The organism is Bacillus sp. AY2-1, assembly GCF_008368965.1.
In the GTDB taxonomy this organism is placed as follows: Bacteria; Bacillota; Bacilli; order Bacillales; family Bacillaceae_G; genus Bacillus_A; species Bacillus_A thuringiensis_S.
On sequence record NZ_QPEL01000069.1, the window covers coordinates 17,904 to 29,910 of the forward strand.

Genomic DNA, 12,007 nt, shown 5'->3' on the forward strand with positions numbered 1-12,007 from the left:
AAGAGTACATTCTTTACAACCCCTGCTTCATCACCCATCTATTATAGCAGGACATGTACAGCAAAAAAAGGTTTCAAGTCGAAAACCAACACATTTTGTATACAAGAAGTAAGAAAAATAAAATTCCTCCTACCCACATTTTTTACGCCTGAAGTTTATAAGTACTTCAGGCGTATTTTTCTTCCATTTTTATTCATTTAATGGTTCTTCTAATTGTACTAATAATTCTTCTAATGGCCCTTCATAAAGAGGTACGTTAGGGATCGATTGTAGAAATCGTTTTCCATAGGAAGAACTCGTCAAACGACGATCTAACACTACTACCGTTCCTGTATCTGTATTCGTTCGAATTAAGCGGCCGAATCCTTGTTTGAAACGTAATATTGCTTGTGGCAACGCTAATTTAGCGAATACATCCTCACCTTGATTTTTTAGCCACTCACCTTTCGCTTCCATCATAGGTTGATGAGGAGGCGTAAATGGTAGACGGACAATAACAAGACAACTTAAGGCATCTCCTGGAATATCTATCCCTTCCCAGAAACTACTCGTCCCTAATAAAATTGATTTGTCGAACTCTTGAAACTTTCGAATTAAGCGGCTTCGACTTCTATTATTCACACTTTGTGTGAGTAATAAATAACCCTCTAATTCATCATTATTTTTTAAATTCGCATACGCTTCTTTTAACATTTCATACGAAGTGAATAAAACAAGCATTCTGCCTTTTGTGGCTTTCGCTATCTTTGCAATATGTTCCGATACAGATTCAATATATCGCTCATTACTTACTTGCTTAATAAAAGGTACATCCGTTGAAACCATTAATTTCATTTGTTCATCATAACGAAATGGCGACGGAACCTTTAAAGTATTTGGAGCGAAATCATGTAAACCAAGTTCCTCTTTTATATAATCAAACGTATCGTTAACTGTTAGTGTTGCGGATGTAAAAATAACACTCTTTTTTTCTGTTAAAAATTTATCAGCAAATCTTTCACCAATATGAACAGGCTGTGCATATAGAACTGTTGAATGAATCGTCCCTTTCGTTTCAGTCTCCATCCAAGTTACATACGAATTCTTTTCTAATACGAGTAACTGTAATGATTCTGCCATCTTTCTCAGCAACTCAATTAAATGCATAAATTCACCTGTTACAACATGCATCTCCCATTCTAACTTACTTTGCAATATATCCACTTGCTTCTCAAGAGCAGTTACTACCCTTCTTAATTCATATATAAAACGATTTGTTAATTCGACGATACTATCCCACAACTTACCTTTTTCTAGTTCTGCGTTATACCTATAGATGAGCGGCATATTATTTGTTCCTTGTTCTTGCTTTGTTTGTTTAAATATAAAAGTACGTAACATTTGGAAGAGTTCATCCGCATCAAACTTAAGTTCCTTCAAACTATAACTTATCATACGGAAAGTTGAACGAGATGCTTGCTCTGATTTTTTCATCATTTTATATACTTTGGAGAGTACATCTTCTGTTTCTAGCGTCCCAAGACGAGATATAACCAATTGAAAATACATACAAGAGAACTGTTCACCCAATGTTCTACTCGCAGCTTCTTCAATATGGTGAGCTTCATCAAAAATAATATGTTCGCATGAAGCAAACAGCGGTTCTTCACTTGAAAAATCTTGAAATAATAACGCATGATTTGTAATAACGATATCTGCAAATAAAGCTTTATTCTTCGCTCGCTGGTAAAAACAACGACTAAACCAATTACTTTGCATACCGCCTGGACTATACGCATCACTACAAATACGATTCCAAAGTAACTTTCCGCCCTCAGGAATATTTAATTCGTCTCGATCACCCGTTTCAGTTTGCAATAGCCAAACTAAAATCTTCGCTTTCGTAAGTGCCATATCATAATTTTTTTCTTCCTCTTGTAAAGCATACTCAAATTTGTGTAAGCAAAGATAATGCTTTCTTCCTTTTAGAAGAGCTGCATCAAATGAAAATGGCATTATTTTTTGTAATAACGGAATTTCTTTTTCTAATATTTGTTGTTGGAGTTGTACCGTTTGTGTACTTATAATGACAGGTTCTTCTTTTCTCTTTGCAAAATAAAGACTAGGAAGCAAATACGCAAGAGTCTTTCCTGTTCCTGTACCGGCTTCAATTAGTGAAAAACGAGAATCTCTTAACGCCGTATATATCTCTTTCATCATCAGTTGTTGACTTTCTCTTCTTTCAAACTTTGGCATATGTGATTCCAATTTATCCATCGTTTTATTCAAGAAAGCATCAAACTTTGATGAACACGTTTCTCCAAGGTTTAAGGAATAGTTCCGCTTTTTCAGCGCAATATTTCGATGTATTTCATACTCCGCTATATCTTCTTTACCATGCATTACTTTCTTTAAAATATTTTCAGAAAGCACATCAGCTATATCACTTTGAAACACGTCGCTTAATTCATAAAGCGATTGCAACGTGACAAGTGGTAACTTTTCAATTTCATTTAAAAATTGTAAAAATAATTCCGCTGTTGCAAGAGCATCACTATCCGCACGATGTGGTTGATCATGTTCTAGTTCGTGCTTCTTAGCTAAATCACGTAATTTATAACTATCAGCTGTCGGTAAAAGAATTTGAGCCAATTCAACCGTGTCGATTTTAGGACAATGTATTTCTGTATATCCAGCCTGCCTTAATTCTTCATTTAAAAAATTCCAATCAAAGTGAACATTATGCGCAACGAAAGCCGCACCTTGTAATAGCTCAACAATCATCGGGGCTACATCTTGAAATAACGGGGCTTGTTTTACAAGACTTTCATCAATCCCTGTTAATTCTGTAATAAATGGTGGGATCTCTCTCTTTGGGTTAACAAAAGACGAAAAAATCTCCAATATCTCTCCATCTTCTACTACAACAGCTGCAATTTGGGTAATTTTATCCTTCCCATCTTTCCAGGAGTTCCCTGTCGTCTCTAAATCAACAACGACATAACGCTTACTCATATATGTAACACCTCAATTTCTTACCGTTCAAACAACAATAATTTATATAATGTTACTATACCACGTTTTATCTCATCTTAATGAAAAGATGCACAAAAAAGCTATCTCCGCAATGGAGATAGCTTTTCTACTTATAATATCGTACCCGCTTTTTCAGCACCTAACATTTCAATAATTTGATTATTGTCGTCTAGTACTGCAATTTTTGGTTCTTGTTTATGAACCTCTTCTTCCGTAACTAGCCCATAACAAATAATAATTACTTTGTCCCCTGGTTGTACAAGCCTTGCCGCAGCACCGTTTAAACAAACAACACCACTACCGCGTTCCCCTTTAATAACGTATGTCTCTAAGCGAGCACCATTATTATTATTTACAATTTGGACTTTTTCATTTTCTACAATATTTACTGCATCCATTAAATCTTCATCAATTGTAATACTACCTACATAATTTAAATTTGCCTCCGTTACAGTTGCACGATGTAACTTTGCTCTCATCATTGTGCGAAACATAGATGCTCCCCCTTATTTAACCGTTAATGTTATATTGTCAATTAATCTTACATTTTCAAATTTAACTGCAATAGCTAAAATGATTCGTCCTTCGACTTTCTCTACCATTGTTAATGACGGATATGCATATAAATCCGCATAATCTACAGTGCCTTTCGTATGCGTCTCAATATACTCTTTCACAAGATTTGTAATGATTTCTGGATTACGTTCACCTGCCTCAATTCTTTCTTTCGCTATACATAGACTGCGGTATAAATGAAGAGCCTCTTCACGTTCATCTTGTGATAGGTACACGTTACGAGAACTTTTCGCTAATCCATCTTCTTCCCTTACAATATCAACTGGTACGATTGTAACTGGAATATTGAAATCAGTTACAAATCCTTCAATTACTGCAACTTGTTGAGCATCTTTCATACCGAAATAAGCACGCGTTGGCAGCGTAATATTAAATAGTTTCATTAGTACAGTTGCAACACCAGCAAAATGACCAGGTCTTTGTTTACCGCATAATACGTCCGTGCGTTTCACAACTTCTACTGTTGTTGTTTGTTCTGATGGATACATTTCTTCTACACTCGGATAAAATAAATAATCTACACCGTTTTCTTTTGCTACATTTTCATCTCTATCAATATCACGAGGATATCGATCTAAATCTTCATTTGGGCCAAATTGCAGCGGGTTTACAAATACACTTAAAACTACAATTTCATTTTCTTCTCTTGCCTTACGTAATAAGGTAGCATGCCCTTCATGTAAATAACCCATCGTTGGAACAAAACCAATACTTTTTCCACTTGCATGCAGTTCGTTTGTAATTTGCTGCATCTCTTGCACTGTAGTTACGATTTTCATTATTGTTTTCCCCCGTATAACGCTAAGCGGTCTTCTTCTTTCATTGTGAACGAATGTTTTTCTTCAGGAAATTGCCTTGTCTTTACTTCAGTAACGTATTGTGAAATCCCGCGCACAATCTCCTCTTGAACAGAAGTATATTGCTTCACAAATTTTGGAACACGATTTACGCCATATGAGATAAGATCATGATAAACAAGCACTTGCCCATCTACTTTTTGTCCTGCACCAATCCCGATTGTTGGTATTGTTAGTTGTTCTGAAATAAGTTCTGCTAACTGCATTGGTACACATTCTAACACAAGCGCTATTGCACCAGCTTCTTCACATTTCTTTGCATCTTCTATTAATTTTTTTGCACTCTCCGCATCTTTTCCTTGCACTTTATATCCACCCAACACTCCTACAGATTGAGGTGTTAAACCTAAATGCGCTACAACAGGAATTCCTGCGTTCGTCAAATATTGAATCGTTGATATAACTTCTCCAGCACCTTCTACCTTCAATGCGTGCGCCCCGCTCTCTTGAACGATGCGGCGTGCATTCATCATCGTTTCTTGTAATGATACGTGATACGACATAAATGGCATATCAGTTACAATAAACGTCTCTTTCGCTCCGCGGCGTACAGCTTTCGTATGATGAATCATATCCTCTACTGTTACAGGTACTGTTGAATCGTATCCGAGTACAACCATTCCAAGAGAATCTCCAACTAAAATCATATCAACTTCAGCTTCTTCTGCTAATTTAGCAGATGGATAATCATACGCCGTTAGCATTGTAATCGGCTCACCTTGCTCTTTCATCTTCAAAAAATCTGTTTTTGTTTTCAAAAACTACTCCTCCTTTATGCAGGAGAGAGGAGATGGCCGAAATCATATAAAAAACCCCTCTGGCCATAAAAGGGCAGAAGGGTTGTGTGTTAGTCGGCATTATTCATCCCTCTGTCCCAGTCCGTTATTGGATCAAGGCAGAATCCAAGTTATTATTTTTCATATTACTTCGAATCATGGTGCAGTTCACTCTGATACTGCCCACATTCGAACTAATTATAGCAAACTACAAAAAGGAATTACTACATTTTTTTGAAAAAATAATTTTTTATTCTTATTACGGTATATGAAATTTAACAAGAGAGTATATATGCTATAAAGTGAAAATTTAATCAGCCCGACAAATAGCGGGATAAAGTTTTTATAGATAATTCAATCTTGAAAAGATACATGTTTTTTCAACGCATGTTAAAAAAATCTAAGTTAATTTCTTCTATAATCAATTGAACTGTATAGTATAACTCTTAAACTAATGATGCAGGTTAATTGAGGAAAAGTACTTAACAAAGGAGAATTGCAGATGTCTATGAACAGGTGGTTATTTCGATTCAGCAGTTTGCTTGTAATGATTGTATGGTGGATGTCTTTAGGATCCTTTCATGTATTTGCCTCAGTTAATGTCGTAACACAACCCACCGATTTAACGAACGTGATTGAGGTTGAACTAAATGATGATTACTTTAATCCAAATGTCATCACGATTCCGCTTGAAGGATCTACAACATTACTATTGAAAAATAAAGGTAAAAACGAGCACACCTTTACAGTGAAAAAACTCGGCATTGACGTCGTAGTCGAGTCAGGAAAAGAAAAGAATATTACCGTGAAACCTAAAAATACTGGTACATATGAATTAATATGTCGATACCATCTTCTTAAAGGAATGGAAGGCAAAGTAATCGTCAAATAACATGCCAGGCCAACTAGACGGAAGATATTTTGAAGTGAACTTTAAATATGAAAAGAATTTATTATCATGTTACAAATTCAACTCAAAAATATTGAAATAAAAAGAAGTTCCAAAAGAGGAACTTCTTTTACTTAATTTCGATATCTGCAGAATGAATATGATGTACTTTCCCCTCATGATCCTCCAGAAGTAATACACCATCCTCTGTGATTCCTTTCGCTAACCCCGTAATCGTCTCTCTCATCGTTCGAGCAGTAATTTCTTTCCCGATGCTCACAGCGTAACTTTCCCAAAGAATTTTAATGACAGAGAAACCATTTTGTAAATACTCTTCATATAATTTTTCTAGTTGTAAATAGATTTGTTGCATAAGTTCTGCACGAACAATCGGCTTACCTGATTCAATCGCTAATGAAGTAGCAATGTGCTGAATTTCTTCATCAAAATGTTCTTGCTTTTGATTCGCATTAATACCGATGCCCATAATGACAGCATTAATTTTATCAGGATCCGCTTGCATTTCTGTTAATATACCTACAGCCTTTTTACCTTGAATTAAAATATCATTTGGCCATTTTATTCCCACGCCTACACCTGTACATTTTTCAATTGCCTGTGCAACACTAACAGCCGCTAACAAAGTAAGTTGCGGTGCATGATGAACTGGAATCGATGGGCGTAAAATAATACTCATCCAAATTCCTGTTCCTTTTGGTGAATGCCATTTTCTGCTTAAACGACCTCTTCCCGCTGTTTGTTCTTCTGCTACAACGATAGTTCCTTCTTCTGCACCTTCATAAGCCAGTTTTGCTGCAATGTGCTGCGTTGATTCAACAGTTTCTTCAAAATACACTGTTCTACCAATTCGCTTCGTTTGTAGCCCTAACTGAATTTCATTAGCAGTCACTTTGTCTGGCTTACTTGCAATTCGGTAACCTAATCGACGCACAGCTTCAAGTTCATATCCCTCACTCCGGAGATCTTCCATATGTTTCCATACAGCAGTTCTTGAACAACCAAGTTTATCACTAATCGTTTGGCCGGATACAAACTCGCCATCCGCTTCAGAAAAAACTTGTAATAACTGCTTTCTTATAGTAGATTGCATCCTTGCAGCCACTCCCTTATACGCTCTTTCTCATTAACTATGTTCCCTTGTACGATTGCTTCCTCGATTTTCTGAAGCATTTCAGCAACCCACGGACCAGGCTTTTTGTTTGCCCAGTTTAATAAATCATTACCAGTCACATTCATTTCTTGACGCTCCTGGATTGGCAATACATGAAACATTGATTGTACTCGTTTAACAGATGTAGGGTCATAGCTTTCAATCATCGCTTCATATACTCTCTCTGCCATTTCAGCGATATGAATTCCCGTTTTATAAAGAAGGACTGTATCCCAACCCCTCTCCTTTCTAGTACGGATTGCCAATAAAACTGCAACAATATCTTTTATTTTTTTATTCGAAAACTTCCATTGACGTAAAAAGACAGATGGATGTTCTTCTCCGATACAATATAAGAAAAATGCCCACGCCTCAATATCCGTTTCGAAAGAATCCCATTTATACCGCGTAGCTGTTAAGAGTCTTTCTTCTGACATTTGTAAATATGGCAAATGAGAAAATAGCTTCGTCTCTACTAATTCTTTGAGACCTTTCACACAATATGTACCAGTTAACAGTTTCTCAAACTCTACTGTAATGCGCTCAATTGCTATATGTTCTAGCAAATGCCCATACGTTTCAATCGCTTGCTTCGTTTTCGTTTCTATTGAAAAACCTAACGTGCTTACAAACCGAATACCACGTATCATTCGCAGGGCATCTTCTTGAAAACGATCCGCAGCATTTCCAACTGTCACGATTTCTCTCTGTTGAATGGCTTCCTGTCCAGCGAATAAATCAACCATTTCGCCTTCTTCTGTCATAGCAATTGCATTCATAGTGAAATCACGACGTTTTAAATCCTCTTCTAATGAACGAACAAATTGAACACTACTAGGTCTTCGAAAATCTTCATATTCGCTTTCTGTTCGAAAAGTAGTTACCTCATAAGGCTCACCATTTTCTAAAACAATTACAGTTCCATGCTCAAGACCAACAGGAACATTTCTTGGAAATATAGCCATCACTTCTTCTGGTAAAGCAGATGTCGCAATATCAATATCTCCAATCGGCCTATCGATAATAAGATCTCGTACGCTCCCACCAACAAAGTAAGCCTCATGTCCTTGTTGCTTTAATGTCTCAATAATAGAACTAGCTTTTTTAAATCTTTCCATTTTTGTCATCCCTTAGTACGTCATAGTAAATCGTTTCATATTGTGAAACAATTTTTTCTGAGCGAAATTGCTCATAAACACTTTCTCTTGCTCGTTCTCCCATATTACGATGAAGTTCCTCGTCCTTTAATAGCTGAGTAGCTTGATTTGCCACTCCTGTTGTATCGCCAACTTCACATAAATATCCTGTTCCCCCGTGTTGAATAACCTCTGGAATACCTCCGACCCGTGTTCCGATACAAGGTACACCACACGCCATTGCTTCTAATAAAACAAGACCAAAACTTTCCTTCTCTGATAGAAGCAACATTAAATCACTCATCGCAAGTAGTTCTGCAACATTATCTTGCTTGCCTAGGAATAAAACGCGATCTTCAATATGTAAATTCTTCACTATCTGTAAAATCGTACAGAATTCTGGTCCGTCTCCAACAAGAAGCAACTTCGCATCTACTTCTTTAACAATTTTAGCAAATGCCTGAACAACATCCTGCACACGTTTCACTTTACGGAAATTCGAAATATGAATAAGTACTTTTTCGCTCTCACTTATACCGTATTCTTTCTTTAATTGAGACATATTACGCTTGAAATATACACGTTCGTCTATAAAGTTATATACCGTTTGAATTTCTTTACTTGGTTTTACAAGCTCATGCGTTTCGTTAATTAATGAATGCGAGACAGCAGTTACAACATCCGATTGCTCAATACCAAAACGAATTAAATTATTTAACGAAGGGTCGGAACCTAACACAGTAATATCTGTTCCATGCAAGGTTGTAACAATTTTAATACGCTCTCCGATCATTTGTTTTGCTAAATATGCACAAATCGCATGTGGTATTGCGTAATGCACATGTAAAATGTCTAGATTTTCTCTTTGTGCAACCTCTGCCATTTTACTTGCTAACGCTAAATCGTATGGTGGATATTGAAATACAGAGTATTGGTTTACCGTCACTTCATGAAAATAAATGTTTGGATATACTTTATTTAACCGGAATGGTAAACCCGATGTAATAAAGTGAATTTCATGCCCGCGTTCCGCCAATTGCTTTCCTAATTCTGTTCCAACAACTCCAGAACCACCTACAGAAGGATAACATGTAATACCTATTTTTAATTTCATTTACATCCCCCTAATAAATCAGCATGTAATAAAACCGGTTTCTTACTCATAAATCCCTCGGCATACAAGACTCCAACTTCTTTTCCAAACATCTTCTCACGAGCAATCACCGTTTCAACGTATCCTTCTGTTAACGGTGTCTTAACCCCATCACTCCCTGTTGAAAACTGACTTTCATACGATTCTAATGCTTCCACCTTTATAGAGAGGTGCTCACTTATATCTATACAAAAATTCGGTTTATGAAAACCATTAATCATATAATTATAAAAAGACTCCACACGATGTGGTGCAAGTTCCGGCATATATTTACGGATTCCTGCTGAAAAAATAGCCTCTTCCACAAGCTTTGCACAATTTGCATGATCTGGATGGCGATCTTCATAGTACGGCGCAAAAACTAGTTTTGGTTTATATGTACGGATCACCTTGACAATTTCACGTATATACTCTTCTTTCATATACAAACCACGGTCTGGCATCGCTAAATTCAGTCTCGTTTTTACTCCCATTATACGAGCTGCAACCTTTGCTTCTTCTTTTCTCAACTCTATCGTTCCATTTGAAGAAAGATCAGCTTCTGTTAAATCACAAATACCTACTTCATACCCTTGCTTTGTATATTTAGCGATGGTACCAGCCATGCCGATTTCAACATCATCGGCATGAGCACCAAACGCTAATATATGTAATCCACTCATAATTGTTCCCCTCATTTTCTTAACTTACGATAATCTAAATCTCCTCGCTCTAATGCGTGCATTAACATTTCAGCACTTGCCATATTCGTTGCAAGTGGAATCGCATATACATCACATAAACGAAGCAATGCATTCACATCCGGTTCATGCGGCTGTGCTGTTAATGGATCGCGGAAGAAAATCACCATATCTAAATCATTTTTTGCAATCATTGCACCAATTTCTTGATCTCCACCAAGAGGGCCAGATTGATATCTTGTTACAACTAATCCAGTCGCTTCCATAATGCGAAGCCCTGTCGTTCCTGTTGCAAATAATTCATGTTGTTCAAAAATTGGTTTATATGCGTATGCAAACGAAACCATATCATTTTTCTTTTTGTCATGTGCGATTAAGGCAATTTTCATCCGTTGTCTCCCCTTTAGTCGATAATATTTTCTAAACCGTACACAAGATGATCCAGGTTCATTACTGTCTCAATTGATAGTTTTACACCTGACATAAATGATGCACGATTGAATGAATCATGACGAACTGTTAACATTTGTCCATCTCCACCGAACATTACTTCTTGGTGTGCAATAAGCCCTGGCAAACGTACACTATGAATGTGAATACCGTCTACATTTGCACCACGTGCACCTGCTAGTTGCTCTACTTCATTTGGATGACCTTGCTGCTTTGATTCACGATTTTGACGAATTAATTCTACCGTTTTTACAGCTGTACCAGATGGTGCGTCTAATTTTTGATCATGATGTAATTCAATTACCTCAACATCTTGGAAATATTTCGCTGCCATTTGTGAGAATTTCATCATAAGAACTGCACCAATTGCAAAGTTTGGAGCAATAATTGTTCCTACTGCTTTTTCTTTTGCATTCTCTGTTAAACGTGCCAATTCTTCTTCTGTAAATCCAGTTGTACCAATAACAGAACGAAGTCCACGCTCAACTGCAAGTGTAACGTGTTGTTTCCCAACTTCTGGTGTTGTTAAATCTAACAACACGTCTGCTTCTACTTCATCTAAACAAGTATGTAAATCAGCGTAAATCGGTGCATGTAATGCTGGCATGCCAGGTAAATCAGAAATCTTCTCACCACCATGCTTATAATCCACTGCTGCTACTAAATTTAAATGTTCCGTTCTTTCCATAAGAAGGACTGCTTCATGTCCCATACGTCCTCTTGGTCCGGCGATAATTACTTTAATTTCTTTCATTATTCTTTCTCTCCCTCATCAATACGTGTCCAGCGATCTTTATCACGTGTATTAAATTTGTTCATTACAATGTTATGTGCTGTCTCTAAATCAATATTTAAACTATTTGCCATACAAATCATAACAAATAATACATCTCCAAGCTCTTCTTCAATACTATTTTCTTTTTCAGTTGTTTTCTTCGGTTTCTCACCATAATAATGATTTACCTCTCTTGCAAGCTCTCCCATTTCTTCCGTTAAACGAGCCATCATTGCAAGCGGACTGAAATAACCTTCTTTAAACTGACCAATATATGCATCTACTTCTTTCTGCATATCTTTCATCGTTTTTGCTTCCATACTATTCACCTCTAATCCTTCCTCTTTCATGTTAGCCAATTCATCGCGATTTGACAAATATTATTCCCCGCCAAACACCTATTTGCGACCCTTTTTTGGATAGACTATAATAAAGTGAAACTTCTTTTGCGATTTTTGCAAAAGATCAGCCCGAACTAATCGGGTTCCTACGGCTGGTTCGCCTTTCTTCAGAACTTTATCTCCTACAA

12 protein-coding genes are annotated in these 12,007 nt (G+C 36.7%); 1 reads left to right on the plus strand and 11 read right to left on the minus strand.

Annotation, left to right across the window (positions count from 1 at the left end; all coding sequences use genetic code 11):
• Positions 1–189: 189 nt before the first annotated feature.
• The 4 genes from dinG to panB form a co-directional block, all read right to left on the minus strand.
• On the minus strand, positions 190–2,994 hold the full coding sequence (gene dinG / locus DN403_RS17000; protein ID WP_000044952.1) for an ATP-dependent DNA helicase DinG: 2,805 nt from the start codon (positions 2,992–2,994) through the stop codon (positions 190–192).
• A 131-nt stretch (positions 2,995–3,125) separates the two neighbouring features.
• On the minus strand, positions 3,126–3,509 hold the full coding sequence (gene panD / locus DN403_RS17005) for an aspartate 1-decarboxylase (RefSeq protein ID WP_000490186.1): 384 nt from the start codon (positions 3,507–3,509) through the stop codon (positions 3,126–3,128).
• Between the two features lie 12 nt (positions 3,510–3,521).
• On the minus strand, positions 3,522–4,370 hold the full coding sequence (gene panC, locus DN403_RS17010; RefSeq protein WP_000707008.1) for a pantoate--beta-alanine ligase: 849 nt from the start codon (positions 4,368–4,370) through the stop codon (positions 3,522–3,524).
• On the minus strand, positions 4,370–5,206 hold the full coding sequence (panB, locus tag DN403_RS17015; protein WP_000851105.1) for a 3-methyl-2-oxobutanoate hydroxymethyltransferase: 837 nt from the start codon (positions 5,204–5,206) through the stop codon (positions 4,370–4,372). The genes panC and panB overlap by 1 nt, the downstream gene beginning before the upstream one ends.
• 520 nt (positions 5,207–5,726) lie before the next feature.
• Here panB and DN403_RS17020 point away from each other — a divergent pair.
• Positions 5,727–6,116 carry a cupredoxin domain-containing protein gene (locus DN403_RS17020; RefSeq protein WP_000062380.1) on the plus strand — a complete coding sequence of 130 codons (390 nt, stop codon included), beginning with the start codon at positions 5,727–5,729 and terminating at the stop codon, positions 6,114–6,116.
• A gap of 127 nt (positions 6,117–6,243) precedes the next feature.
• On the opposite strand, the gene DN403_RS17025 is transcribed toward DN403_RS17020, so the two are convergent.
• Genes DN403_RS17025 through DN403_RS17055 form a run of 7 tightly spaced genes read right to left on the minus strand, consistent with a single transcriptional unit; the run spans position 6,244 to position 11,798 of the window.
• Positions 6,244–7,224, minus strand: a complete 981-nt coding sequence (locus DN403_RS17025; protein WP_001192058.1) for a biotin--[acetyl-CoA-carboxylase] ligase — start codon at positions 7,222–7,224, stop codon at positions 6,244–6,246.
• On the minus strand, positions 7,209–8,402 hold the full coding sequence (locus DN403_RS17030; protein WP_000439309.1) for a CCA tRNA nucleotidyltransferase: 1,194 nt from the start codon (positions 8,400–8,402) through the stop codon (positions 7,209–7,211). Before DN403_RS17030 ends, DN403_RS17025 begins: the two co-directional genes overlap by 16 nt.
• Positions 8,389–9,534: an N-acetyl-alpha-D-glucosaminyl L-malate synthase BshA gene (gene bshA, locus DN403_RS17035; RefSeq protein ID WP_042597476.1), complete on the minus strand. Its 1,146-nt coding sequence runs from the start codon at positions 9,532–9,534 to the stop codon at positions 8,389–8,391. Before bshA ends, DN403_RS17030 begins: the two co-directional genes overlap by 14 nt.
• Complete coding sequence (gene bshB1, locus DN403_RS17040; RefSeq protein WP_000015671.1) at positions 9,531–10,235, minus strand: bacillithiol biosynthesis deacetylase BshB1; 705 nt, start codon at positions 10,233–10,235, stop codon at positions 9,531–9,533. Before bshB1 ends, bshA begins: the two co-directional genes overlap by 4 nt.
• 11 nt (positions 10,236–10,246) lie before the next feature.
• Entirely contained in the window at positions 10,247–10,642 is a 396-nt protein-coding gene (gene mgsA / locus DN403_RS17045) for a methylglyoxal synthase (protein ID WP_000684765.1), read from the minus strand.
• A gap of 14 nt (positions 10,643–10,656) precedes the next feature.
• Positions 10,657–11,457: a dihydrodipicolinate reductase gene (dapB, locus tag DN403_RS17050; protein ID WP_000658818.1), complete on the minus strand. Its 801-nt coding sequence runs from the start codon at positions 11,455–11,457 to the stop codon at positions 10,657–10,659.
• Positions 11,457–11,798, minus strand: a complete 342-nt coding sequence (locus tag DN403_RS17055) for a nucleotide pyrophosphohydrolase (protein ID WP_014894810.1) — start codon at positions 11,796–11,798, stop codon at positions 11,457–11,459. The genes dapB and DN403_RS17055 overlap by 1 nt, the downstream gene beginning before the upstream one ends.
• Positions 11,799–12,007 lie beyond the last annotated feature (209 nt).